This window comes from Massilia sp. CF038 (assembly GCF_900129765.1).
Classification (GTDB): Bacteria; Pseudomonadota; Gammaproteobacteria; order Burkholderiales; family Burkholderiaceae_D; genus Telluria_A.
Genome location: NZ_FQWU01000006.1, coordinates 159,347 through 183,101, shown reverse-complemented (window position 1 = coordinate 183,101; position 23,755 = coordinate 159,347). Strand labels below are relative to the sequence as shown.

The following is a 23,755-nucleotide window of genomic DNA, read 5'->3' as shown; positions in this document are numbered from 1 at the left end:
TGCACCTTCCCTCACGCGAGCACAGACACCATGAGCGACACACCGTATTTCGACAAACACGTTTTCTTTTGCATGAATATGCGCGAAGACGGGCGCGCTTGCTGCGGCAAGCAGGGCGCGCAGGAAGCACAGCAGCATGCCAAGAAGCGCATCAAGCAGCTGGGCCTGAACGGGGCCGGCAAGATCCGGGTCAACCAGGCCGGCTGCCTGGACCGCTGCGAAGAAGGCCCGGTCCTGGTGGTGTACCCGGAAGGCACCTGGTATACCTACGTTGACACCAGCGACATTGACGACATCATTGATACCCACCTGGTCGGCGGCAAGGTCGTCGACCGTCTCAAGATTTAAATGAACAAGAATTCAGACAAATTTACCCTGACCGGCGGCGCGGGGTTGATGGAATGCCTGCTGGATCTGCCTTCCGAAGCGCCACGCGGCATCGCGCTTGTTGCCCACCCACATCCGCTGTATGGCGGCACCATGGACAACAAGGTGGCCGTGACCCTGGCGCGCACGTTTGTGGCGCTCGGTTACGTGGCGGCGCGCTTTAACTTCCGCGGTGTCGGCGCCTCCGAGGGGGTGCATGACCATGGCAATGGCGAAACGGACGACATGCTGGTCATGCTGGAACACATGCAGGCGCAGTACCCTGGCTTGCCGATCGCCCTGTCGGGCTTTTCTTTCGGTACGTTTGTGATGGCGCAGCTGCAGCAGCGCCTGCAAGCGCAAGGCCGCGCCATCGAGCGGATGGTGCTGGTCGGCACGGCCGCTGGCAAATGGCCGGTACCGGATGTGCCTGCCGACAGCATCGTGATTCACGGGGAAGTTGACGATACTATTACCATGACGCAAGTTCTTGACTGGGCACGCCCGCAGGATATTCCGGTGATCATCATCCCCGGTGCCGATCACTTCTTCCACCGCAAGCTTGGTCACATTAAAAATCTGGTGATTCAACTGTGGCCGCGTGACGGCGACAGCGCGGCCTAGGGCTATAATTGGGCGCATCTTTCTGTACCCCCACTTTTTTGAGTAACAATCCCATGAAAAAATTACTTGTGGCACTGGCAGCCAGTGTCCTGGCCATTTCGGCCGCTGTTGCCCAAACCCTGCCGCCGCCGACTGTGGCCGCGCGCTCGTGGCTGCTGCTGGACGCGACCAGCGGCCAGGTGATCGCCTCGCAGGAACCGAACACACGCATTGAGCCGGCCTCGCTGACGAAAATCATGACGGCGTATCTGACCTTTGCCGCGCTGCGCGACAAGAAGCTCGAGCTGAACCAGATGATCAATGTCTCGGTCAAGGCCTGGAAGGTAGACGCCAGCAGCTCGAAAATGTTCATCGATCCCGCCACCCCGGTGTCGGTCAACGATCTGCTGCACGGCTTGATGGTGCAGTCCGGTAACGACGCCGCCGTCGCCCTGGCCGAAGCGGTCGCCGGCGACGAAGCCGCCTTCGTGTTCCTGATGAACAAAGAAGCCCAGCGCATGGGCATGAAAGACACGCGCTTTGGCAATCCGCACGGTTTGCCAAGTGCCGAAAACTATTCGACTGCCCACGATCTGTCGATCCTGGCCGCACGTGTGATCGTCGACTTCCCGGAGTTCTACAAGATCGATTCGGTCAAGAGCTTCACGTATAACAAGATCACGCAGCCGAACCGCAATCGCTTGCTGTGGCTCGATCCGACCGTCGATGGCATGAAGACTGGCCACACCGAAGCTGCCGGCTACGGCATGATTGCCTCGGCCAAGCGCCCGAACGGCAACCTGCAGCGGCGCCTGATTTCCGTGGTGCTGGGCACCAATTCGGATCAGACCCGTACCCAGGAAAGCCAGAAACTGCTGAACTGGGGCTTCCAGAACTTCGATACCGTCAAGCTGTACTCCAAGGGCCAGGTTGTGCAACAGCCTGAAGTGTGGAAGGGTTCCTCCAGCACAGTCAAGATTGGCTTCACCAGCGACGTGATGGTCACGGTGCCAAAAGGCGTGGCTGGCAAGATGAAGCCTGTGCTTGAGCGCAAGGATCCGCTGGTGGCGCCCTTGCCGCTGAATACGCAGGTCGGCACGCTCAAGATGATGGTCGATGGCAAGCCGCTGATGGAATTGCCGGTCGTGGCATTGGAAGAAGTCAGCCAGGCCTCGATCTTTGGACGCGCCTGGGATTCGATCCGGCTCTGGATGAAGTAATACAGCATCGCCCTCGCGCAGGCGGGGCCTGTCCCACGTGACCGAATTTTGTGGCGTGGGATCGGCCCCCGCCTGCGCGAGGGCGATGTTTCGTTATAATTGCCTGAACGAATATCTTTCCGAAGGAAGACGATGTCCCACCCACTCCCCGCCAACCTGAGCTGTCCACGCGTTGCCACCCGTCCCAACGGCCCAACGCTGTCGCGTATCGTGGCCGGGATGTGGCGCATGACGGAGTGGGGCATGTCGGCCGAACAGCGCGTCGCCTTCATCGAGCGTTGTCTGGATCTGGGTGTGAGCAGTTTCGACCATGCCGACATTTACGGCGGCTACGGCGTCGAATCGCTGTTTGGCGACGCGCTGCGTCTGCAGCCATCGCTGCGCGACCGGATCGAACTGATTTCCAAATGCGGCATCAAATTGGTGTCGCCCCAGCGGCCCCTGCACACGATCCAGCACTACGATACCAGCGCCAGCCATATCATTGGCTCGGTCGAAGAATCGCTGCGTCAGCTTGGGACCGACCGGCTTGATCTGCTGCTGATCCATCGTCCCGATCCGCTCATGGATTTCGACGAAATCGCGCGTACCTTCGAGGCCTTGCGCAGTGCGGGCAAGGTGCTGCATTTCGGGGTCTCCAATTTCAGCCGCCACCAGTTCGAGGCGCTGGACCGCCGCATTGCCCTGGCCACCAACCAGGTCGAATTTTCGCCGCTGCACACCGCGCCCATGTTCGATGAAACCTTTGACGGTTTGCAGGACAAGGGCGTGGCGCCCATGATCTGGTCACCGCTGGCTGGTGGCCGCCTGTTCAATGGCGGCGAAGAACATGCGGACAACTTGCGCTTGGTAATCAAAGGCATTGCCGACGCGCTTGGTCAGCCGTTTGCCAGCGTGGTGTTTGCATGGATCATGCAGCTGCCATGCAAGCCAGTACCGCTGACCGGGACCGGCCGCATCGAGGCAATTGCCGTGGCGGTGGCGGGGACGCAGTTCACGCTCAGCAAGACCGACTGGTTCACTATCCTGCGCGCCGCCCGCGGCCACGAAGTGGCTTAATCTTGGAACACTTCGGGCTGGGCCAGGCCGCGCCAGCCCAGTTGCCAGCCGATGTTGATCAGCAGCGTAGCACTGACATACAGCAAGAAGAACAGGACAAAGAACTGCATCTGCAGATAGGCCAGCAGCGCCAGCCCGGCGCCGAGCAAGCCGAACAGCAGCGGGCTCTTCTTCTGTTTGGAACTTGGAAAACGGACGGTGGACACCATCAGGGTGCCCACTGCCACCATCAGCAGAATCAGCCACAAGGCTTGTCCCATCTGTTCCAGCGGCGCCGGCCAGGCCACCACCACCGATGCCACGCAAGCTGCCCCGGCCGTAATGGGCATGCCGACAAAGTAACGTGGATCGGTGCGGCCCACGCTGACATTGAAGCGCGCCAGCCGCAGCGCACCGCAGGCCACAAAGATGAAACAGGCCAGGCCGCCAGCACGCAGCAGGGTTGGGTGCTGTGGGCCGAGCAAGGTGAAGCCGTAGCAGTACAAGAGCATGGCGGGCGCGCAGCCAAAATTCATGACGTCGGCAATCGAGTCGAGCTGCATGCCAAATTCGGATGAGGTCTTGGTCATGCGCGCGACGAAACCGTCGAGCGCGTCGAACACGCCGGCCGCCACCAGCAGCAAGGCCGCCATGCGGTAGTTGGACGCGTCACCGATCCGGGCATTGTCGACCGACAGCACGATACTGCCAAAGCCGCAGGCAATCGACAGCAGGGTGACGGAACTGGGCAAGGCGAACTTGGCCCGCGCAAGGCGCTGTTGACGAGTCGGTTTCAAAAGAAGTCGCAGTCCAGGTAGAAAATGATTGAAAAGGTATTTTACAGCCTCGTTTCCCCCTGTGGCTTTCCTTCCACCCCAAAGAAATGTCGCCATACATCAATTTGGCCTAGAATCTGCCTTATAAGACTTTATTGCGAGAGACATGATGAGAACAAAACAAGGCTGGTACAGTACCGCAGCGGCTCTGGTCACAGCCTGGGCCCTGGTGGCCTGCGGCGGTGGCGGCGGCTCTCCCGCTCCCGTAACCTCTACCCCGCCCCCGGTCACGCCGGTGGAGCCGGGTGCACCGGCGGCAAGCGGGAACATCGCCACCGATGGTGTGAACTGGGCCAACTATCGGCGCGTGCAGGGCGGACTGCCCAAACTGGAGCGCAACGCCCTCATTGATCTGGCCGCGCAGCGCCACTCCAGCTATCAGCAACAAAACACGGTCAGCCACGAGCAGGAAGCGGGCAAGCCCGGATTCACCGGGGCCACCCTGGCCGACCGCCTGCGCCAGGTCAGTTACCTGAAGAGCAGTTATTTTATCGGCGAGGTCATTTCTGCGGCGACCAGCAATTCCGGCTTCTATCTGACCGAAGAATTGATCACAGCGATTTACCATCGTTTCGTCATTTTTGAACCGAAATTCAAGGAAATTGGCGGCGGATCCGTCACGGGCACGAACGGCTATACCATTTTGACCATCAATTTCGCGGCCAACGAGGGACTGGGCGCCGGCCTGGGTGCGGACAAGCTGGCGACCTGGCCCACCGCTGGCCAGACCGGGGTCACCCGCAATTTCATGAGCGATTTTGAAAGTCCGGACCCGGTCGACAACCAGAACGAAGTGGGCTACCCCGTCAGCGTCCATGCCGATGGCGACGTGACCATCATCGTCACCAGCTTTACCATGCAAGCGCGTGGCGGCAGCGCGCTGAATGTGAAGCTGCTCAGCAACGCCACCGATCAGCTGCACACGCCCAAATCGGCAGCCGCCATCATTCCGCTCAGCGTACTGCTGCCTGGCACGATCTATGATGTGAGTTTCACCGGCACGCTCAACGGCTTGCCAATCGTGAAGACGTGGTCATTCACAACGAAATAGTCTGAGAGGACGGACTTCTGGTATCGTTTGGCGACAGGCCAAGCCCCTGATTGCCCATGACAGAGAAAACAACGACCTCGCCCGACAAGATCGAACTACGCGCCGATCCCGTAACACGCGACATTGTCGACGTGGCAGACGGGATCGAACGTCTGATGGGCAATCGCGATTTGTACGCGCGCATGCTGCGCCGCTTCCGGCGCGAATACCAGGATTCCACTTTGCCCATCCGCACTGCGCTGGCGGCCCATGACAAAAATCTGGCGCATCGGCTGGTGCATTCGCTCAAAGGGGCTGCCGGCATGATCGGTGCCCACCGGCTGCAGGAGCGCGCCTCGCAACTGGAGCAGGCGATCCGCACGGACAGTGACGATCAACGCGAGCTGCTGGCCTCGCTCACCCCGGAATTCCAGCGCGTGCTGCTGCTGCTTGATGTGCTGCTGGAAGGCAGTCCGCCACCTGGCATGCCGGTGCAAGTTCCCTCCCGCCCCTTGATGGAAGACGCGGCCTTGCTGAGTCACTTGATGGAGTTGTTGTCGCACGGCGACGGCGCCGCGATTGATTTACTGGAAGAATCAAGCGCCAGTCTGCGCGTGATCCTGGGAGATGCAGCCTTGCAACGCGTTAGCGAAGCAATTCATGAGTTCGACTTCGATGAAGCGCTTGAGGTGCTGGGCGAGACCTCGGGCGGCAGCGGCATCTAGCGCTCGGGATCGGCCGCGGCGTCGGCATTGTATTCGGCCTCTTCGTCAAACGCATCGGCACATTCCTTGCCGCAAAAACGACGCACATTGTCGACCGGCTTGTCGCAATACCAGCAAGATCCTTTGGGCTGCAGGCTATGGCGCGGACGCGCTGGCGTTGCCGCCGCGCCAGCGGGACGCGGCTCGCTGGCCGCCTCCTTCTCCTGCAAACTTTCCTGTATGGTTCCCAAGATCACCCCCAAAGCATGGCAGCACATCAAAGATTTACAGCAAGATTACGATAGTGGAATATCAGGCGTATGACAAAACGCAAAGCGCAGCAAAGGCGAGCACGAACTGCCAAGTTTGCACGCAAACAGAAGCTGCCGCAATGCTGTAAATCTGGACAGTTATTGCCGCTTGGAAATCATCATACTACTGAACATTCGCGCGACGCCAATAGATTCCATGACGATAAATCATAGCAGGATTGAGATTGCCTATTTCGCCGGCTCGACCGTTACCACCAGGCCGCGCGCGCTGGTCGCAATGCGGGTCGGCACAAATTGCACCCCACCATAGCGCAAATCGTCAGGGCGAAAATGATACAGCGGCGTGTCCAAAACGACCTTCTCCATCAGGACATTCGCCACCCCGGTAAGCTGCCGCTGGCGCGCCGCGTCCACGCCATCGACGGTGAACGTTTCCACCCGCGGCTCTGCCATCATCACGGCATTGCGGACAGGATCGATATACAGGCGGCCCGACAGTCCGAGATTGCCGCGCCACGACTGGCGCAGGAAAGCAGGGGCGACCACTGCATCAAGCGACAGGCCCACGCGCCCGGCATCGGACTGCAGTGAGAGCTGAGGACGCGAGAGTTCAACGTCGAATAATTCAAGCATACGGTTGCTGATCGGGAAGCGCCGTTCCAGCCCGCTTTGCAGCTTGGTGAGCGGCAGCTCGATATCGCGCGGGCCGACCAGGCTGGCGCAGGAGGTGAGCAAGGCCAGGGCCAGCAGAGGGAGAAGTGTGCGGAATTTGAGCATGCTAAAAGCGTAGCACATGCGCATCAGCTGCGTCGCCACGACATCGCGCTGCCGCCACATCGTGCTGCCGCCACATCGCCCTCGGCCTCGGCGGCCCCCTTGGCGGGGGCCCATACCACTCTTCCGAATCCGGGGAAATGTTATGGGCCCCCGCCTGCGCGAGGGCGATGTGGTGGTGAATGGCAGCCGTTTACGCCAGCGCACGTGCACGTGCCAGCAGCAAGTCGCGCTCGCGCTCGTTGCTGGTCAGCTGCGCCGCGCGTTCGAATTCGATCCGCGCTTCGGCGTATCGCTCCAGCTTGGCCAGCAGATCGCCGCGCACGCTGGGCAGCAGGTGATAATTCTTCAGCGCGGGCTCCGATGCAAGCCGGTCCACCACTTCGAGCGCGGCTGCCGCGCCGTAGGCCATCGACAGCACCACGGCGCGGTTCAGTTCGACAATTGGCGACGGCGCCAGCTGTGCCAGTGCATCGTACAGCGCAGCAATGCGATGCCAGTCGGTTTGCTCCGGCACCACAGCGCGGGCGTGGCACGCGGCAATAGCTGCCTGCAGTGCGTACGGCCCGTAGCCCTGCCCCAGTTGCGTGGCGCGCTCAAGCGCAGCCAGTCCGCGCCGGATCAGCAGCTGGTCCCAGCGGCTGCGGTCCTGGTCCAGCAACAGTACCGGGACGCCGCCTGGCCCCACGCGCGCGCGGGCACGCGAGGACTGGATCTCCATCAGGGCCACCAAGCCATGCACCTCTGGCTCGGCAGGCATCAGCTCGGCCAGAATACGGCCCAGGCGCAAGGCTTCCTCGCACAATTGCGGCCGCAGCCAGTCGCGGCCGGTGGTGGCAGCATAGCCCTCGTTAAAAATCAGGTACAGAACCTGCAACACTGATGCCAGGCGCGCCACCAGTTGCTCCCCCTGCGGCACAGCGAAGGGCACCCGCGCTTCGGCCAGTGCGCGTTTGGCGCGCACGATGCGCTGGGCAATGGTCGGTTCGGATACCAGGAAGGCGCGCGCGATTTCATCGGTGGTCAGGCCGCCCAGCAAGCGCAGCGTGAGCGCCACCCGCGCCTCGGTCGAAAGAACCGGATGGCAGGCAACAAACATCAGGCGCAGCAGGTCGTCGCCGATGTCGTCGTCCAGCATGGCATCCAGATCGGGGGCGGCATCCTGCAACTGGGTTTCGATTTCGTAGGTCAGCGCTGCCTGCTTGGACTGCGCCATTTTCTGGTGGCGTAAATGGTCCAGTGCGCGGTTTTTTGCCACCGCCATCAGCCAGGCGGCCGGATTGTCGGGGATGCCGTCGGCAGGCCAGCGCTCGAGCGCGTTGACCATGGCATCTTGCGCCAGCTCTTCGGCCAGGCCGACATCGCGCAGCATGCGCGCCAGCGCGCCGATGATGCGCGCGCCCTCCATGCGCCAGGCCGCCTCGGCCACCCGGCCGGCATCGCTGGCGCTCATGCCTTAAGCGGTAAAGTGTGCACGCATGCCCGCTTCCAGCTGTTCGGCGCGGATATGTTGCTCGGCTGCCTGCTGGTCCGGTGGAAAGGCGTTGACGGTGGCCGCGCTGTCAAATACTGCGCGGATTTCGACATCGACATTTGAACCGACGGGATAGGGATTGCGCTTGGCCCAGGCAATTGCATCTTCCATCGAGGGCGCCCGGATCAGCCAGAAGCCGGCAATCATTTCCTTGATTTCGGTGAACGGACCGTCAATCACGGAGAAACTGTGTTTGGCCACCTTGACACGCGCCCCCCGTGCACTGCCGCGCAAGCCATCGGCGGCAAGCAGCACGCCCGCCTTGGCCTCGGCGGCATTGTGGACGTCCAGCGCGTCGAGCATCGCTTGCGGCACCGGCACTTCGTTTTCCAGATCATCGCTCGAGCGCAGCAGGACGGCGAAGCGCTTGTGGTTTTCCAGGCCAGCCACCTCGGTGGGCACAACCTGGGCACAGCCGCCGGGGCAGCCGCTTTCGCGAATCTCCAGCTCCACCGGCTGTTCTTCTGCCGGCCAGGCGCGCAGCCAGTCGATGGCCGCGTTCTTGTCGGGCACATCCACGATGGCAAAGCCGGCAATCATTTCCGCGGGATCAGGGAACGGCCCAGGCGTGACGCTGGCTTCGCCGTCACGCAAGCGCAGGCGTACCGCGTTGGCGCTGGGCTGCAAGCTGGCAAACAGCAGGCTGTCTTCAGGCGGCGCCAGACGGCCTGTTTCGGAACGGCGATCAGCGCGCCGCAAGATCATGTATTGCATGGCCCTCCCCTTCAAGCCTTGCGGCCGTCGTAATGTTGCACCTTCAGGCTGCTGAGGTCGACGCCTTCCAGGCAGTTGGCGTTGACGGCTGCCATTTTATTGCCCTTGGGGTCGACGCCTTCGCCAAACGGATGAATGCCGCAGGTCGGGCAGAAATGGTGTTCAATCACATGCTTGTTGAAGGTGTAGGTCGACATGGCATCGGCGGGCGTGCGCAAGGTCAGGCTGTCGCGCGGCACAAACCACATCAGTGCGCCCTTGCGTTGGCAGATCGAGCAGTTGCAGGCCATTGCCTCGGTGAGTTCGCCTTGCACCTCGAAGGCGATTTTGCCGCAGTGACAGCTTCCCTTGTATGTCATGTCGTCCCCTTCGAACTTTATTGTTTTTCAGCGATGCGCGCGCGCAGCTGTTCTTCCTGTTCGCGCAATTCGGGCGTGAGTTCAGGGCCGAAATCGTCTGCCTCGAAGATCTTGCGAATTTCGATTTCGCATTCGCCTTCCATCGGGCTTGGGCAGCGCTTGACCCACTCGATTGCCTCTTCCTTGGACTTTACCTGAAACAGCCAGAAGCCCGCAATCTGCTCGGTGGTCGGGGCAAATGGCCCATCGATGACGGTGCGCTTGTCGCCGTTGAAGCGTACCCGGCTGGCTTTCGAGGTCGGATGCAAGCCTTCGCCGGCCAGCAGCACACCGGCGCGGACCAGCTCTTCATTGAACTTGCCCATGTCGGCCAGCATTTTCTCGCTAGGCATTTTTCCGGCTTCCGAGTCGGCACTGGCTTTTACGATGATCATGAATTTCATAACGCTCTCCTTATTGTTGTGGTGCTTCACCGCACATGGTTTTCATTTCTTCCGCCATCTGTTCGGGCGTCATGTCGCGCTTGTGGGTGGCAATCGACCAGCTGTGGCCATACGGATCGATCAGGACACCGTAGCGGTCGCCCCAGAACATGTCGGCCGGAGGCATCTTGACGGTGGCGCCTTCCTTCACGGCACGGGCGTAGACGGCGTCCACATCGGTGACGTACATGTGGATGGTGACAGGGGTGGCCGGCAAGCTTTTCGGGCCGATCGCGCCCCACTCTGGATTTTCTTCCATCAGCATGACGGCCGAGTCGCCGATGCGCACCATGCCATGCATCAATTTGCCGTCTGGCGTGAGCATGGTGGCGGCATCGGTCGCACCGAAGGCGCGCTTGTAGAACTCGATCGCTTCGAGCGCGTTGGCGCAAACCAGGTGCGGGGTGATGGTGCGCATATCGGATGGAATGGGTTGGACGGCTGCAGTCATGGTCGTTCTCCTTTAAATTAATCGATCAACGGTTTGTTCAGCTCGGTGCGCCAGGTGGACGGATCGGGATCCGACTCCGGGCCTTTGACGTACACTTCCCACAGATCCGGCGCGCTCCGGTGGCCCTGGCTTTCGATCCAGCCCATGAACTCCCCCCAGCCCGGACCAAGCCCGTCGTAATTGCCATGCAGGACGGTGCGCGCAACCCGTGCGCCTGGCAGGCTGCCGGCGGTGACGCGGCCAACTGGCTGCACCGGGCCCGAGACAGGCACGCCGATTTCAAAGTCGAAGGTGTCGGGGTGCATGGCCAGATGGTGCGAGAACCAGGGCCCGGTCGGGCCAATGCCTTGCGCCGCAACCACACCCATCAATTCTTCGATGCCAGGCCCCATGACGTGGCGGATCTGGTCGCGGGGAATGGTCAGATGGATCACGGCAGTTTGCTGCGTTTCAGTACGGGTGATGTGCGGCGATTCGAGCATGGCGTCTTCCTTTTTGTGGGGTGTTATGAGTACGACGTGCGGCGAAACAGGAAATCGACAGGCTGTCGAAAATAATTTGAATTATTTTTCAGCCTTCAACGCTGCTGTGCTTGAACGTGGGCAAACCGTCAGCGACCTTGAGCCATGGCAACTGGCTGTGGGTGTAGATGTGGCGCCCGGGCGGGACCAGTGCGGGATTGTCGAGGCTGCAGGTGGTGAGGTCGATTTCACCGGGGAAGTTGTCGTCGGCGAAGGTCAGCTGGGTGCCGCATGCAGCGCAGAACCCGCGGCTGGCGTGATCGCTGGAACGGAAGCTGGCTGGCGTGCCGGCAACGAGCTGGAACCGTTCACGCGGTGCGGTGAACCAGGCGACGCAAGGCGCCCCGGTGGTGCGACGGCACTGTACGCAGTGACAAAGAGACTGACTGGTAACGACGCCCGTTACCTCGTAGCGAATTGCACCGCAATAACAGCCACCACGCAGCATGATCGTATTCCCAATCTGGGTTGGACAAGACTGATTCAGGTTGTCGACTTTATCAGATTGGGAACATTCATGACACAGGATTCAGCCACTGCATCGTCCTCGCGCAGGCGGGGACCCATGCCACGCCGGCTCAAAGAAGATCTTATTCACTGCGCTATATTGGTATGGGTCCCCGCCTCCGCGAGGACGATGTAGTGGCTTATTTGCCGATGCAGAAACGGCTGAAAATCACGCCCAGCAAATCATCGGAGGAGAACTCGCCGGTAATGCTCGACAGCTGCGCCTGCGCCAACCGCAATTCTTCCGCAAACAAGTCGAGCGACTGGTCGGTCTGGGCGGCATGCGCCTCGGCCATCTGCAAATGCTTGCGCGCCGAGCGCAAGGCAATCAGGTGCCGCTCGCGTGCCAGGAACAAGGATTCCCCTGTTTGCTGCCAACCCGCAATACGCAGCAATTCGGCGCGCAGCAGATCGATGCCAATGTGCTCGTGCGCGGACAGGTAGACATGGGTGGCATCCGCCGCTTCCGCGACCGACGGCTTGTGCCCCGACAAGTCGATCTTGTTCCAGATGCGAATGACGGGAATGCCGTCCGGGAAGGCTTTGATGATGTCGTCATCGGCCCTGGCAGGACCGTGGGCGGCGTCGAGCAAATGCATGATGACGTCGGCCTTGGCCACTTCGCCCCAGGTCCGTTCAATGCCAATGCGTTCAACCACATCCACCTGGTCATCAATGAGGCGAATGCCGGCGGTGTCGATGATGTTGAGCGGAATGCCTTCGATTTGAATGGTTTCACTGACCTTGTCGCGCGTGGTGCCGGCGATGGGTGTCACGATGGCCACATCGGCGCCAGCCAGCGCATTTAGTAGTGAGGACTTACCTACGTTGGGTTGCCCCACCAGCACCACATTCAGGCCCTCGCGCAGCAGCGCACCTTGCGATGCCTGCTGGAACACGGCTTCCAGCGAATCGACGATCACGGCCAGCTGGCCGCGCGCGTCTGACTTTTCCAGGAAGTCGATTTCTTCTTCCGGGAAATCCAGCGTTGCTTCCACCAGCATGCGTAAGCCGATGGTCTGCTCGACCAGCTTGTTGACCGTCTTGGAGAACGCGCCCGACAGCGACTGTGTCGCCGAGCGGGCCGCTGCCTCGGTCGAAGCATCGATCAGATCAGCCACGGCTTCTGCCTGGGCCAGATCGAGCTTGTCGTTCAGATAGGCGCGGCGCGTGAATTCTCCGGGCTCGGCCAGACGCAGACCGCTTTCCACACCCGCTTCCAGCACGCGCGTGAGCAGCATCTGCAGCACCACCGGGCCGCCGTGGCCTTGTAGTTCGAGCACATCTTCGCCCGTGTAGGAATGGGGACCGCGGAAGTAGAGCGCAATGCCCTGATCAATGATGCTGCCATCGGCACTGCGAAACGGCAGATAGGTCGCGCGCCGCGGTGCCAGCGTGACGTCAGGGAACAGGGCGGTCATCAGCGGCGCCAGCGACTTGCCGGAGGCGCGGACGACGCCAATCCCGCCGCGGCCGGGTGCGGTGGCAATGGCGGCGATGGGGGAAGTGTCGAGTTTCATGGGGCGATTGTATGTTATTCACGCTGGAAAGCAAAAAGCCCGTGCATAGGCACGGGCTTTTTGCACCGTCGCCCTCGCGGAGGCGGGGGCCTATAGCACGTTACCGAATTCGTTCAGCGTGCTATGGGCCCCCGCCTCCGCGAGGGCGATGGTGTGGCATTACTTTTTCTTGGCAGCAGCGTCTTCGAACTTCTTGGTGATGACCCACTGCTGGGCAATCGACAAGATGTTGTTGACCACCCAGTACAGCACCAGGCCGGACGGGAAGAAGATGAACATGACCGAGAACGCCAGTGGCATGAACAGCATCATCTTGGCTTGAATCGGATCGGCCGGGGCCGGATTCAGCTTGGTGGTGATGAACATCGAAATTGCGTACAGCACCGGCAGGATGAACAGCGGATCGGGCTGGGTCAGATCGGTGATCCAGCTGATCCACGGCGCGCCGCGCATCTCGGCCGAGGCCGACAGCACGTAGTACAGCGCAATGAACACCGGCATCTGCACCAGAATCGGCAGACAGCCGCCGAGCGGGTTGATCTTCTCGGTCTTGTACAGTTCCATGGTGGCCTGGTTCATCTTGGCCGGGTCGCCTTTGTACTTTTCGCGGATCGCCTGCATCTTTGGCGTCACCACCTTGATGCGCGCCATGCTCTTGTAGCCAGCGGCGGACAGCGGGAAGAACAGCAGCTTGATGGCGATCGTGAAGGCAATGATGGTCCAGCCCCAGTTACCGATGTAGCTGTGCATCTTGTCCATCACCCAGAAGATCGGCTTGGCGATCATCACCAGCCAGCCATAGTCCTTGACCAGTTCCAGGCCAGGGGCAATCTGCTCGAGCCGGTTCTCGTCTTGTGGACCCGAGTACAGGCGCACATCGGTCGACACAGTCGCGCCCGGTGCGATCTGGCCCAGCGGCAGCTTGGTGGCGATGGCGTACAGGTTGGCGGCATCGGTGCGGGTTTCAATATCACGCGGCATATTTTGCGGCGGCAGGAAAGCCGACACGAAATAGTGCTGCGAAATAGCGATCCAGCCATCGTTGGCCTTCTTGACGTGGTCGGCCTTCTTCTTTTCAATATCCTTGAACTGCAGCTTTTCGTACTTGTTGATCGAGGTATACATGGTCGGACCGGTGTAGCTCGAAGTAAAGAACGAGTCGCCTTCCGGTGGGTTGCCATCGTGTTGCAGCTGCAGATACAGCAGCGGGCTGATCGGCGCGCTACCGTTGTTGGTGACCTGGTGCAGCATGTCGATCACATAATTGCCGCGCTTGAAGGTGAAGGTCTTGGTCAGCTTGATGCCGTCCTGCACTGCCTCCAGAACCAGCTTGACCTCGTTTGCATCGTTGAGCATGCGCGGACCTGGCACAGCCACGAATGGCGTGGTGTGATTCGGTGGCACCGGGCCAGCAACGGTATTGACCAGGCCGGTCTGGGCCAGGTACGTACCTTTGTCGCTCACGTTCATCAGGACTTGATTCTTCTTCTGGTCGATCTTGTCGCGGAACTTCAGCAGTTCCAGACGTTTGATCACGCCACCATTGGTGTCGATGTCGACCTTGACCACGTCAGTGGTGATGGTCACGACTTCGGTCTTGATGGGCGCTGCGGCGCCCGGCACCGCAGGAATGGCCGCGCCCGTGATACCCGAAGGCACACCAGAATTGGTCTGGGCTGCTGCGCCGGCCGGCGTTGCAGGCGCGACCTTGGCTGGCGGCGGCGTCATCGAGAAGAAGGATGGATTTCCTTGCGAAACCATCCAGCTGTCCCACAGGAACGCCAGCGAAATGGAAAACACGATCCACAGGATAGTACGTTTATTGATATCCATTGAGGTATTGGTCAGGAGTGGTGGCAACCGCAAGCGGTTGTAGATGAATTCTTGTCATGCGCGGGCGGCACCGGATCGAAACCGCCCTCGTTCCATGGATGGCAGCGGCCAACGCGGCGTGCCGCGAGCCAACTGCCGCGCGCGGCGCCATGGGTGTTGATCGCCTCGATGGCGTAGTGCGAACAGCTGGGATAAAAACGGCAACGCTGGCCCAGCATGGGCGACAGCACCAGCTGGTAGGCGCGCAGGATCCAGACCAGCAAGGTGTTCACGACGCCGCTTTCGGCGGTCGCCCGGCCTGCGAAGAGAACAGGCGCGCAATTTCAGCGCGCAGGGCGGCCTTGAGCGCGGCCGTCGTGGCCGGCCCGTCCTTGCTGTTGACCGGCCGCGCCAGACGCACGATGCAATCCATCGCGGGCAGCTTGGCACAGCGGAACAGTTCGCGGGTGACGCGCTTGATCGTGTTGCGCGTGACTGCGCGCGGGGCAAAGCGCTTGGCCACCACGACGCCCAGCCGCGCATGCGGCAATTCATTCGAGCGTGTGTAGAGCACAAAGTGCGCCGACTTTTGGGCAGGGCGCAAACGAAAAACGGATGAAAATTCATCCGTTTTAACGATACGCCGAACGCGCGCGAAGTCTTGTGAGTCTTCGCTAGTCATAGCCAACCGCGATCCAGCAGTAAGTGCCAGACTTATACAGCCAGGCGTTTGCGACCCTTGGCGCGGCGTGCGTTGAGCACATCGCGACCGCCACGGGTAGCCATACGTGCGCGGAAGCCGTGCGTGCGCTTGCGACGAACGACGGAAGGTTGGTAAGTACGTTTCATGGTGGTCTCGCTTAAAGCAAAATTAAATGCAAAATCGGGTCTGACGTCCCGTCAGTCTCTTTTACCCGCTAAGCCAAACCAACAAGCCGTAAAAGACCTATTTGCACGGAGTACGGGCGGGGAACCCTGAATTAGACACGATTTTGAGTCCCGCTGTCAAGGTATTGGGGTGATTAGAGGAGTCTCTCTGTGCACGGATGCTATAGGCCCCCGCCTGCGCGAGGGCGATGTACTGACAAAACATCGTCCTCGCGAAGGCGGGGACCTATACCACGGTTGAGCTTGCCACTTAATCAATTAATTCCTCTCTCCCACCCCCAAAATACCGCACGTGCCTGTGGATAACTCGGCCCATGGCGGGTAGAATAGCGTGTTACGTGTGGCGCACCGCTATCATCGAACCGCCCCTCCACACCTTATTCAGACAGACGATTCATGGAAAATTTCTGGCAGACCTGTTCCGCGCAGTTGGAACTGGAGCTGACACCGCAACAATTCAGTGCGTGGATCAAACCGCTGGTCGCTCTCGATTACGAAGACGGCAAGCTGCGCATCGCTGCGCCCAATCGATTCAAGCTGGACTGGGTCAAGACGCAATTCGCCACCCGCATTACCGAGCTGGCCTGCCAGTTCTGGGAAGCGCCGACCGAAGTGCAGTTCGTGCTCGACCCCAAGAATGCCCTGCCGAAAAAAGCGGTGGCGCCCCATCCGGCCCCGAACGACGGCCCCATGCCAGGCACCATCAACAACGGCAACAGCAACGAAGCGCAGCCAGGTACGCCAGAGATGTTCAACATCGGCAATCCGCCCCGGCGTGAACAAAGCCGCGTGAACACCGAGCTGACCTTTGACAGCTTTGTGACCGGTAAGGCCAACCAGCTGGCGCGCGCTGCCGCGATTCAGGTTGCCAACAACCCGGGCGTGTCGTACAACCCGCTGTTCTTCTACGGTGGCGTGGGCCTGGGCAAAACCCACTTGATCCATGCGATCGGCAACCAGGTGATGGCAGACCAGCCAGGCGCGCGCATTCGCTACATCCACGCCGAGCAGTATGTGCGTGATGTTGTGACAGCGTACCAGCGCAAAGGTTTCGACGATTTCAAGCATTACTATCATTCGCTGGACATGCTCCTGATCGATGATATTCAATTCTTTGGCGGCAAAAGCCGTACCCAGGAAGAGTTCTTCTATGCGTTCGAGGCACTGATTGCCGCGAAGAAGCAAATCATCATCACCAGCGATACCTATCCCAAAGAAATCACGGGCATGGACGACCGCCTGATCTCGCGTTTCGATTCCGGCCTGACGGTGGCCATCGAGCCGCCGGAGCTGGAAATGCGGGTGGCGATTCTGCTGAAAAAGGCGCAGTCGGAAGGCGTGACCTTCTCCGATGACGTGGCCTTCTTTGTGGCCAAGCACCTGCGTTCGAACGTGCGCGAACTGGAAGGCGCGCTGCGCAAGATCCTGGCGTATTCGCGCTTCCACGGCAAGGACATCACCATCGATGTGGTGAAAGAAGCGCTGAAAGATTTGCTGTCAGTGCAGAACCGCCAGATTTCTGTTGAGAACATCCAGAAGACAGTGGCGGACTTCTTCAGCATCAAGGTGGCGGACATGTATTCGAAGCGCCGGCCCGCCAATATTGCGCGCCCACGCCAGATTGCGATGTATCTGGCCAAGGAGTTGACGCAGAAGAGCTTGCCGGAAATTGGCGAGCTGTTTGGCGGACGCGACCATACGACCGTGCTGCACGCAGTGCGCAAGATTGCGCTGGACCGTACCAAGAATGCCGAGTGCAACCACGAGCTGCACGTGCTGGAACAGACCTTGAAAGGTTGAGTCGCTCACATCGCCCTCGCGAAGGCGGGGGGCCATGCCATGCTGAACAACTTCGGCGCAGTGGTATAGGCCCCCGCCTTCGCGAGGGCGATGTAGAGGTAGGCTCAAAAATTTCTGGCAAAATATAGTGTTTGAAGCAAGCTTATAAGTAACATTCTGACAACCTACCGAGGATTACTATGCAATTGGTCAAAACCACCCGAGATACCCTTCTCCGGCCACTGCAGATCGTGAGCGGTATTGTCGAGCGTCGGCACACTATGCCGATTCTGGCCAATATCCTCATCCGCAAGGACGGCGAAAGCGTCTCGTTCCTTTCAACCGACACCGAAGTGCAGATCACCACGCACGCCAACATCGGCTCGGGTGCCGAAGTTGCCGGTACCACCGTCGCGGCGCGCAAGCTGCTCGACATCCTGCGCGCGCTGCCGGAATCGGGCGACGTGACGATGAAGCTGGAAAACAAGCGCCTGACGGTCCAGACCGGCAAGTCGCGCTTCGCCCTGCAAACCCTGGCGGCCGAAGAGTTCCCGACGGTTGCCGTCGCTGACACCTACAACGCCACCGTCACGCTGCCGCAAAAGACCTTGAAGCACCTGTTCAACATGGTGCACTTCTCGATGGCGCAGCAAGACATTCGCTATTACCTGAACGGTCTGCTGCTGGTGCTGGACGGCCGCAACGTGATTGCCGTGGCAACTGACGGCCACCGCCTTGCCTTCTGCCAGGTTGAAACCGAACAGGAATTCACGCGCCAGGAAGTCATCATTCCGCGCAAGACCATCATTGAACTGCAGCGTCTGCTGGAAGAAAGCGACGAGACCGTGCAGCTGGATATTTCCGCATCCCAGGTCAAACTGACGTTTGCCGACATCGAGCTGGTCTCCAAGCTGGTGGAAGGCAAGTTCCCTGACTACACGCGCGTGATTCCAAAGGGTTACAAGAACGACTTCACGATTGGCCGCGACGAACTGCTGCGTTCCCTGCAGCGCGCCGCGATCATGACGAGCGACAAATTCAAGGGCGTGCGCTGCATCATCACCCCAGGCAGCATGAAGATCAGCTCGACCAATGCCGACCAGGAAGAAGCGGTTGAAGAACTCGAGATCGACTACGGTGGCGACAGCGTGGACATCGGCTTCAACGTGACCTATCTGCTTGACGTGCTGAACAACCTGAAGTGCGACCAGATCAACATCTCGTTGGGCGACTCGAACTCGTCGGCGCTGATTTCGATTCCGGATAACGCCGACTTCAAGTACGTCGTGATGCCGATGCGTATTTAAAAATAGGGGCGGAGCATGCTCCGCCACTTATATCGCCCTCGCGCAGGCGGGCTCGCATGCGAGCCCCCCATACCACGGTACCGAATTCGGTGACATGGTATAGGTCCCCGCCTTCGCGAGGACGACGGCAACACCCCCAGTACCCGATACATCAGTTATTTGAGAAAGCAGTCCATGTCCGAGAACACACCAGCAATTCCCGCCAAGATCGAAGAATACGGCGCCGCCTCGATTCAGATCCTCGAAGGTCTGGAAGCGGTGCGCAAACGCCCCGGCATGTACATTGGCGACACTTCGGATGGCACCGGCTTGCACCACCTGGTGTTCGAAGTACTGGACAACTCGATCGACGAATCGCTGGCCGGTCACTGCACCGAGATCCACGTCACGATCCACTCGGATAACTCGATCTCCATCACCGACAACGGCCGCGGCGTACCAACGGGCCTGAAGTTCGACGACAAGCACGAGCCAAAGCGCAGCGCGGCCGAAATCGTGATGACCGAACTGCACGCCGGCGGCAAGTTCGACCAGAACTCGTACAAGGTATCGGGCGGCCTGCACGGCGTGGGGGTGTCTTGCGTGAACGGCTTGTCCAAGCTGCTCAAACTGACCATCCGCCGCGACGGCAAAGTCCACTACATGGAATTTGTGCGCGGCGTACCGCAGAACCGCGAAATCGAAATCCGCGACGGCGTAGCTGTCTCCCCGATCAAAGTCATCGGCGAAACCGACAAGCGCGGCACCGACGTGCACTTCTGGGCTGACGAAGAAATCTTCACCCACGTCGAATTCCACTACGAGATTCTGGCCAAGCGGATTCGCGAACTGTCGTTCCTGAATAACGGCGTGAACATCAAGCTGACCGACCAGCGCACCGGCAAGGAAGAAGTATTCGCCTTCGAAGGCGGCACCCGCGGCTTCGTTGAATACATCAACAGCGCCAAGACCGTGCTGCACCCAACGGTGTTCCAGGCCACTGGCGAACGCATGTCGGACCAGAGCACCAACATCACAGTGGACGTGTCAATGCAATGGAACGACACCTACAACGAACAGGTACTGTGCTTCACCAATAACATCCCGCAGCGCGATGGCGGCACCCACCTGACCGGTTTGCGCGCGGCCATGACGCGCGTGATTAACAAGTACATCGACGAACACGAGTACGCCAAAAAAGCCAAGGTGGAAATCACCGGCGACGACATGCGCGAAGGCCTGACCTGCGTGCTGTCGGTCAAAGTGCCCGAGCCGAAGTTCTCGTCGCAGACCAAGGACAAGCTGGTGTCGTCAGAAGTACGCGGCCCGGTTGAAGAGATCGTCGCCAAGACCCTGACCGACTACCTGGCCGAAAAGCCAAACGACGCCAAGATCATCTGCGGCAAAATCGTCGAAGCCGCGCGTGCGCGCGAAGCGTCGCGCAAGGCGCGCGACCTGACCCGCCGCAAAGGCGTGCTCGATGGCCTGGGCCTGTCGGCCAAGCTGGCCGACTGCCAGGAAAAAGACCCTGCCCTGTCCGAACTGTACATCGTCGAGGGTGACTCCGCAGGCGGCTCCGCCAAGCAGGGCCGCGACCGTAAGTTCCAGGCGATTCTGCCACTGCGCGGTAAAGTGCTGAACGTGGAAAAGGCGCGCTTCGAAAAAATGCTGTCGTCGGAACAGATCACCACCCTGATCGCCACGCTGGGCACCTCGATCGGCCCGGACGAATTCAACGTTGAAAAACTGCGCTACCACCGCATCATCATCATGACCGATGCGGACGTCGACGGCGCCCACATCCGCACCCTGCTGCTGACGCTGTTCTATCGCCAGATGCCGCAGCTGGTCGAACGTGGCCACATCTACATTGCGCAGCCACCGCTGTACAAGGTCAAGGCCGGCCGCGACGAACGTTATCTGAAAGATGACGTCGAAGAAGCGAGCTACATGATGACCGTGGCGCTGAACACCGCAGCGCTGACGCCGCGCGAAGGCGCGCCCGCGATTGAAGGTGAAGCGCTGGCCGAACTGGTACGCCAGTTCAACCTGGCCAACGCGATCATGATGCGCCTGACCCGCGTGATCGACCGCGCTGCGCTGACTGCCATCATGACCGGTGTTGAACTGAACCTGGACACGATCGAAAACGCGGAAGCGTCGGCCAAGGCCATGGAAGCGACCATTGGCGACAAGGCGGTCAAGATCCTGGTGCGCTCCGATGACCTGAGCGAAAAGCACGCGCTGCGCATCGAGCGTATGCATCACGGTAATGTGAAGGTCAGCTCGATCGACGCCGACTTTGTACAGGGCGGCGACTACGCCACCCTGGCCAATGCAGCGGCCACGTTCAAGGGCTTGATCGGTGAAGGCGCATTCATTCGCCGCGGTGAAGGCGACCGGGTGAAAGAATCGGCAGTCGACGACTTCCACCACGCGATGCAGTGGCTGCGTGATGAAGCCGAGCGGACCGTGACGAAGCAGCGCTACAAGGGTCTGGGCGAGATGAATCCAGAGCAGCTGTGGGAAACCACCATGGATCCAACCGTGCGCCGTTTGCTGAAGGTGCAGATTGAAGACGCGATTGCTGCGGACCAGATCTTCACCACGCTAATGGGTGATGAGGTGGAACCGCGCCGGAACTTTATTGAGTCGAATGCGCTGCGCGCGGGGAATATCGACGCGTAATCGCGTCGGGCTGCTGTCCCATCCTGCATAAAAACGCCCGGTCACACCGGGCGTTTTCGTTTTCGGCGGAGGAGATTCAGTTTACATGCTGACGACATGCCTGGCTTCGTCATCCATAACGTCCTATGATCCACGTTTTCGATGCATACATTGATTCGATGAACGAAATTATTGACCCGTTGAATATTCACACACGCGAGACGGCATCCCCTGCCGGGCCATTGCTCTTGCGTTCCACCATTGATTCCGCCAGCATTGGCCGCCTGGAGGAAGCGCTCACCGATTTGTTCTATGGGCGCTTGTTGGAAGACCGTCGACGACGGTTTGGCCGCGCCGAGGGCTTAATCCGGACTCAACCAAAAATCGTTCTTTGGCTAAGTGTTACTGGTATTTTAGTAGCGCTCGGTCTCGCCATGACAGGCGGCCTGCCTTACCAGGGCTATCGCTTGGAATTGCTGTTTGCCTTGTTTTTTGCAGCGACCGGTATGCTGAGCTTCCTCCTCACGCGTTGCCACCGGTGGCTCATCACGCCATCTCCTTCGTTCTGGCGCAGCATCGCAAAAAAGCTCGCGCGCAATTTGCTCAAGGCAGCGCGCGAGGCAGCGCCGTTCGATGCGGAGTACACGTTGGACGGCGATTCCGTGACGTATTTCCGAACCGTCAACGGAGTTAAGAAGGTGGCTTGGCAGAGGCCATTGCGCGGACGGCGTGTTTCCGGTGCCGGGTTCACACTGCTCCTCAACGACGAGCGTGCGATCGCGCCGTCGCTCATCATCCTGCATCAGCCATCGGCAGAGATGGACGCCTGGCTCGACCGGCACGGTTGTTTCGCCCCTTCCGTCGAGCAGGTGTGAGCGGCGCGACGCCCGGCTTCATTCCGTTTGCTTCGTAATCGGCACAACTCGCGTCGCCAGGGTGCGCAACTGCGTGTCAAGCATGGTCGCGTTTGGATCATGTCCGGTATGCGGCAACCAAATGAACTCTTTCACTGGCCCGACGATCGAATCGAAATAGCGCTTGGCCACTGCGGGCGTGGTAACCAGATCTTCCGTTCCCTGCAGCAGAAAAACAGGCACATCAAAGTTCGCACCCAGCTTGTGCAGGTCAATCGTTGACAGCATACCGTCGCCCTTAAACCCAACAAACTGCAGGAACGAATATTCCTCGCCTGCTTCATAGTCCAGCTCCGCTTCGCGAGTGGAATACAAGTCGGCTGGCGTCCACCAAGATTTGGGCGGCGGGGTGCTTGTTTTTGCCTCGTACACCCGGGTCGCTTTGCGAACCATGCCGAACGCCCGTGGGTTTTTCCACGGTGGTGCGCCCAACGATTCGAGCATGGCAACGGTCTTGGTATCCGTGGCAGCCCGCGCCATGACCAACAATGTCTCGTAAGTGCTCCGTTCATTCTCGGTGTAATGCACTATCTGGCCAGTGCCCATGTACGCGTGGAACAGCTCAGGGCGCACTTTAACCATGTGTACGCCCAGCGCCGATCCCCACGAACCACCCACCAGGATCACCTTGCGCTGCCCCAGCCGGGCCGCCGAGTAACTGGCCACTTCCACGCCATCCTGGGTCAGCTGTGCGATCGTCAGCGGCGGAAGCGCTTCGAGTTGTTCGGGTGTCCATTTACGGGAATCGGGTTCGGGCAGCAGCCGGTTGCGGCCGTAGGTCCGGCCGGCACCGCGCTGGTCCCACTGGACGATGGTGAACTGTTTGGTCCAGGAACCGTAAATAGCGTCGCTGTAAGGGGTCATCGGGTTGCCCGGTCCGCCATGAACGATCAGAACGATGGGATTGGCGCAGTTGGTGCCGCTGATCGTGACCCACTGTTCGATTCCACCAATGCGCACGAACTTCTCTTCGCGGATTGATCGGGGCGCTGAGTCCTTCGTGTCGGTCGGGCACAAACTGCCGGACGCCGCCAGCGCATCAGTGCCAGCCAGGCTGGCTAAAAGAAATGCGAAAGGCGCGATAAAGCGGCGAACGCTAGTGGCAAAAAAAGAATGGATCATGCTGGGCCTCAAGGTGAGTGGAAAGTGACCCGAGTATGGTTTTGGCAGCCAAAGCTGGCGCCTCAACTTATGATTTGCGCCCTTTTGCGACTGATTCCCGTCACAGACAGAAATAAAATCCGCCAATGACTGCGCGATTGCCTCTCTTTTTTACAATAAAAAAAGACATTCAACATGGGGCGGAAATTCACGGCTCTGCGTTTGCATCGCGACGTTTTCGCCGACAGAGCGGGTGCTTACCGTACGAGGACGCGCTGTGACAGCGACGATTCAGTTCCAATCTATCAACAAATCAATCCCTTGTGATAGCATCGCGGGATTCCTTGCCTTCTTGGCATCTCTGCGATCACAGTCAT

At 59.9% G+C, this 23,755-nt stretch carries 26 protein-coding genes; 10 read left to right on the top strand and 16 right to left on the bottom strand.

Annotation, left to right across the window (positions count from 1 at the left end; translation table 11 throughout):
- Window positions 1-30 precede the first annotated feature (30 nt).
- The 4 genes from BUC24_RS25040 (at window position 31) to BUC24_RS25025 (ending at window position 3,248) form a co-directional block, all read left to right on the top strand.
- Window positions 31-348 (top strand): (2Fe-2S) ferredoxin domain-containing protein, encoded by a 318-nt coding sequence (locus tag BUC24_RS25040; protein WP_073223229.1) that lies wholly within the window; start codon window positions 31-33, stop codon window positions 346-348.
- On the top strand, window positions 349-990 hold the full coding sequence (locus tag BUC24_RS25035) for an alpha/beta hydrolase (protein ID WP_073223227.1): 642 nt from the start codon (window positions 349-351) through the stop codon (window positions 988-990).
- A 53-nt stretch (window positions 991-1,043) separates the two neighbouring features.
- Window positions 1,044-2,189, top strand: coding sequence for a D-alanyl-D-alanine carboxypeptidase family protein (locus BUC24_RS25030; protein WP_073223225.1), 1,146 nt, complete (start codon window positions 1,044-1,046; stop codon window positions 2,187-2,189).
- A 132-nt stretch (window positions 2,190-2,321) separates the two neighbouring features.
- Entirely contained in the window at window positions 2,322-3,248 is a 927-nt protein-coding gene (locus tag BUC24_RS25025) for an aldo/keto reductase (protein WP_073223223.1), read from the top strand.
- Here BUC24_RS25025 and pssA read toward each other — a convergent pair.
- Window positions 3,245-4,024, bottom strand: coding sequence for a CDP-diacylglycerol--serine O-phosphatidyltransferase (gene pssA / locus BUC24_RS25020; RefSeq protein ID WP_073223221.1), 780 nt, complete (start codon window positions 4,022-4,024; stop codon window positions 3,245-3,247). The two genes, BUC24_RS25025 and pssA, sit on opposite strands and share 4 nt — an antisense overlap.
- A gap of 145 nt (window positions 4,025-4,169) precedes the next feature.
- Here pssA and BUC24_RS25015 point away from each other — a divergent pair, with 145 nt between their 5' ends.
- A complete protein-coding gene (locus BUC24_RS25015; protein ID WP_229448740.1) occupies window positions 4,170-5,114 on the top strand; it encodes a CAP domain-containing protein in 945 nt (314 codons plus the stop codon).
- Between the two features lie 56 nt (window positions 5,115-5,170).
- On the top strand, window positions 5,171-5,818 hold the full coding sequence (locus BUC24_RS25010) for an Hpt domain-containing protein (protein WP_083599143.1): 648 nt from the start codon (window positions 5,171-5,173) through the stop codon (window positions 5,816-5,818).
- Here BUC24_RS25010 and BUC24_RS25005 read toward each other — a convergent pair.
- From BUC24_RS25005 to rpmH, 14 genes are all read right to left on the bottom strand, one after another.
- Window positions 5,815-6,048: a hypothetical protein gene (locus BUC24_RS25005; protein ID WP_229448738.1), complete on the bottom strand. Its 234-nt coding sequence runs from the start codon at window positions 6,046-6,048 to the stop codon at window positions 5,815-5,817. The genes BUC24_RS25010 and BUC24_RS25005 overlap by 4 nt on opposite strands.
- A 249-nt stretch (window positions 6,049-6,297) precedes the next feature.
- Window positions 6,298-6,846 (bottom strand): DUF1439 domain-containing protein, encoded by a 549-nt coding sequence (locus tag BUC24_RS25000; protein WP_229448736.1) that lies wholly within the window; start codon window positions 6,844-6,846, stop codon window positions 6,298-6,300.
- Window positions 6,847-7,036: 190 nt separating this feature from the next.
- Window positions 7,037-8,296 carry an RNA polymerase sigma factor gene (locus BUC24_RS24995; protein ID WP_073223217.1) on the bottom strand — a complete coding sequence of 420 codons (1,260 nt, stop codon included), beginning with the start codon at window positions 8,294-8,296 and terminating at the stop codon, window positions 7,037-7,039.
- Window positions 8,297-8,299: 3 nt separating this feature from the next.
- Window positions 8,300-9,091 carry a YciI family protein gene (locus BUC24_RS24990; RefSeq protein WP_073223215.1) on the bottom strand — a complete coding sequence of 264 codons (792 nt, stop codon included), beginning with the start codon at window positions 9,089-9,091 and terminating at the stop codon, window positions 8,300-8,302.
- An 11-nt stretch (window positions 9,092-9,102) separates the two neighbouring features.
- The gene (locus BUC24_RS24985) at window positions 9,103-9,450 is read right to left on the bottom strand and encodes a GFA family protein (protein WP_073223213.1); all 348 of its coding nucleotides are present in this window, start codon (window positions 9,448-9,450) and stop codon (window positions 9,103-9,105) included.
- A 17-nt stretch (window positions 9,451-9,467) separates the two neighbouring features.
- Window positions 9,468-9,893 (bottom strand): YciI family protein, encoded by a 426-nt coding sequence (locus tag BUC24_RS24980; protein ID WP_073223211.1) that lies wholly within the window; start codon window positions 9,891-9,893, stop codon window positions 9,468-9,470.
- A gap of 10 nt (window positions 9,894-9,903) precedes the next feature.
- Window positions 9,904-10,383, bottom strand: coding sequence for a VOC family protein (locus tag BUC24_RS24975; protein WP_073223209.1), 480 nt, complete (start codon window positions 10,381-10,383; stop codon window positions 9,904-9,906).
- Between the two features lie 17 nt (window positions 10,384-10,400).
- Window positions 10,401-10,865, bottom strand: coding sequence for a GyrI-like domain-containing protein (locus BUC24_RS24970; RefSeq protein WP_073223207.1), 465 nt, complete (start codon window positions 10,863-10,865; stop codon window positions 10,401-10,403).
- An 88-nt stretch (window positions 10,866-10,953) separates the two neighbouring features.
- On the bottom strand, window positions 10,954-11,352 hold the full coding sequence (locus BUC24_RS24965) for a GFA family protein (protein WP_073223205.1): 399 nt from the start codon (window positions 11,350-11,352) through the stop codon (window positions 10,954-10,956).
- Window positions 11,353-11,551: 199 nt separating this feature from the next.
- Window positions 11,552-12,931 carry a tRNA uridine-5-carboxymethylaminomethyl(34) synthesis GTPase MnmE gene (gene mnmE, locus BUC24_RS24960; protein WP_073223203.1) on the bottom strand — a complete coding sequence of 460 codons (1,380 nt, stop codon included), beginning with the start codon at window positions 12,929-12,931 and terminating at the stop codon, window positions 11,552-11,554.
- 159 nt (window positions 12,932-13,090) lie between these two features.
- A complete protein-coding gene (yidC, locus tag BUC24_RS24955; protein ID WP_073223201.1) occupies window positions 13,091-14,764 on the bottom strand; it encodes a membrane protein insertase YidC in 1,674 nt (557 codons plus the stop codon).
- A gap of 11 nt (window positions 14,765-14,775) precedes the next feature.
- Entirely contained in the window at window positions 14,776-15,036 is a 261-nt protein-coding gene (gene yidD / locus BUC24_RS24950) for a membrane protein insertion efficiency factor YidD (RefSeq protein WP_073223199.1), read from the bottom strand.
- Window positions 15,033-15,425, bottom strand: a complete 393-nt coding sequence (gene rnpA / locus BUC24_RS24945; RefSeq protein ID WP_073223198.1) for a ribonuclease P protein component — start codon at window positions 15,423-15,425, stop codon at window positions 15,033-15,035. The genes yidD and rnpA overlap by 4 nt, the downstream gene beginning before the upstream one ends.
- A gap of 32 nt (window positions 15,426-15,457) precedes the next feature.
- Complete coding sequence (gene rpmH / locus BUC24_RS24940; protein ID WP_010401996.1) at window positions 15,458-15,592, bottom strand: 50S ribosomal protein L34; 135 nt, start codon at window positions 15,590-15,592, stop codon at window positions 15,458-15,460.
- A gap of 435 nt (window positions 15,593-16,027) precedes the next feature.
- Between rpmH and dnaA the strand changes: the two genes are divergently transcribed.
- The 4 genes from dnaA to BUC24_RS24920 all read left to right on the top strand — a co-directional run bounded on the left by dnaA (window position 16,028) and on the right by BUC24_RS24920 (window position 22,238).
- Entirely contained in the window at window positions 16,028-17,431 is a 1,404-nt protein-coding gene (gene dnaA, locus BUC24_RS24935) for a chromosomal replication initiator protein DnaA (RefSeq protein ID WP_073223196.1), read from the top strand.
- A 179-nt stretch (window positions 17,432-17,610) separates the two neighbouring features.
- Complete coding sequence (gene dnaN / locus BUC24_RS24930; protein ID WP_026172098.1) at window positions 17,611-18,717, top strand: DNA polymerase III subunit beta; 1,107 nt, start codon at window positions 17,611-17,613, stop codon at window positions 18,715-18,717.
- A gap of 174 nt (window positions 18,718-18,891) precedes the next feature.
- Complete coding sequence (gyrB, locus tag BUC24_RS24925; RefSeq protein WP_073223194.1) at window positions 18,892-21,384, top strand: DNA topoisomerase (ATP-hydrolyzing) subunit B; 2,493 nt, start codon at window positions 18,892-18,894, stop codon at window positions 21,382-21,384.
- A 125-nt stretch (window positions 21,385-21,509) separates the two neighbouring features.
- Window positions 21,510-22,238, top strand: coding sequence for a hypothetical protein (locus BUC24_RS24920; RefSeq protein ID WP_073223192.1), 729 nt, complete (start codon window positions 21,510-21,512; stop codon window positions 22,236-22,238).
- 18 nt (window positions 22,239-22,256) lie between these two features.
- Here BUC24_RS24920 and BUC24_RS24915 read toward each other — a convergent pair whose 3' ends face one another.
- A complete protein-coding gene (locus tag BUC24_RS24915) occupies window positions 22,257-23,399 on the bottom strand; it encodes an alpha/beta fold hydrolase (protein WP_083599142.1) in 1,143 nt (380 codons plus the stop codon).
- Window positions 23,400-23,755: the final 356 nt, after the last annotated feature.

Bases quoted from the DNA above. Each gene is read 5' to 3' on its own strand.
- BUC24_RS25040 (WP_073223229.1), top strand. From the start codon at position 31: ATGAGCGACACACCGTATTTCGACAAACACGTTTTCTTTTGCATGAAT.
- BUC24_RS24915 (WP_083599142.1), bottom strand. From the start codon at position 23,399: ATGATCCATTCTTTTTTTGCCACTAGCGTTCGCCGCTTTATCGCGCCT.
- BUC24_RS25025 (WP_073223223.1), top strand. From the start codon at position 2,322: ATGTCCCACCCACTCCCCGCCAACCTGAGCTGTCCACGCGTTGCCACC.
- BUC24_RS24920 (WP_073223192.1), top strand. From the start codon at position 21,510: ATGATCCACGTTTTCGATGCATACATTGATTCGATGAACGAAATTATT.
- mnmE (WP_073223203.1), bottom strand. From the start codon at position 12,931: ATGAAACTCGACACTTCCCCCATCGCCGCCATTGCCACCGCACCCGGC.
- BUC24_RS24970 (WP_073223207.1), bottom strand. From the start codon at position 10,865: ATGCTCGAATCGCCGCACATCACCCGTACTGAAACGCAGCAAACTGCC.
- BUC24_RS24995 (WP_073223217.1), bottom strand. From the start codon at position 8,296: ATGAGCGCCAGCGATGCCGGCCGGGTGGCCGAGGCGGCCTGGCGCATG.
- BUC24_RS24965 (WP_073223205.1), bottom strand. From the start codon at position 11,352: ATGCTGCGTGGTGGCTGTTATTGCGGTGCAATTCGCTACGAGGTAACG.
- BUC24_RS24975 (WP_073223209.1), bottom strand. From the start codon at position 10,383: ATGACTGCAGCCGTCCAACCCATTCCATCCGATATGCGCACCATCACC.
- rpmH (WP_010401996.1), bottom strand. From the start codon at position 15,592: ATGAAACGTACTTACCAACCTTCCGTCGTTCGTCGCAAGCGCACGCAC.
- BUC24_RS25015 (WP_229448740.1), top strand. From the start codon at position 4,170: ATGATGAGAACAAAACAAGGCTGGTACAGTACCGCAGCGGCTCTGGTC.
- BUC24_RS24980 (WP_073223211.1), bottom strand. From the start codon at position 9,893: ATGAAATTCATGATCATCGTAAAAGCCAGTGCCGACTCGGAAGCCGGA.
- yidC (WP_073223201.1), bottom strand. From the start codon at position 14,764: ATGGATATCAATAAACGTACTATCCTGTGGATCGTGTTTTCCATTTCG.
- dnaA (WP_073223196.1), top strand. From the start codon at position 16,028: ATGGAAAATTTCTGGCAGACCTGTTCCGCGCAGTTGGAACTGGAGCTG.
- rnpA (WP_073223198.1), bottom strand. From the start codon at position 15,425: ATGACTAGCGAAGACTCACAAGACTTCGCGCGCGTTCGGCGTATCGTT.
- BUC24_RS25035 (WP_073223227.1), top strand. From the start codon at position 349: ATGAACAAGAATTCAGACAAATTTACCCTGACCGGCGGCGCGGGGTTG.
- BUC24_RS25010 (WP_083599143.1), top strand. From the start codon at position 5,171: ATGACAGAGAAAACAACGACCTCGCCCGACAAGATCGAACTACGCGCC.
- BUC24_RS24985 (WP_073223213.1), bottom strand. From the start codon at position 9,450: ATGACATACAAGGGAAGCTGTCACTGCGGCAAAATCGCCTTCGAGGTG.
- BUC24_RS24990 (WP_073223215.1), bottom strand. From the start codon at position 9,091: ATGCAATACATGATCTTGCGGCGCGCTGATCGCCGTTCCGAAACAGGC.
- BUC24_RS25000 (WP_229448736.1), bottom strand. From the start codon at position 6,846: ATGCTCAAATTCCGCACACTTCTCCCTCTGCTGGCCCTGGCCTTGCTC.
- BUC24_RS25030 (WP_073223225.1), top strand. From the start codon at position 1,044: ATGAAAAAATTACTTGTGGCACTGGCAGCCAGTGTCCTGGCCATTTCG.
- gyrB (WP_073223194.1), top strand. From the start codon at position 18,892: ATGTCCGAGAACACACCAGCAATTCCCGCCAAGATCGAAGAATACGGC.
- dnaN (WP_026172098.1), top strand. From the start codon at position 17,611: ATGCAATTGGTCAAAACCACCCGAGATACCCTTCTCCGGCCACTGCAG.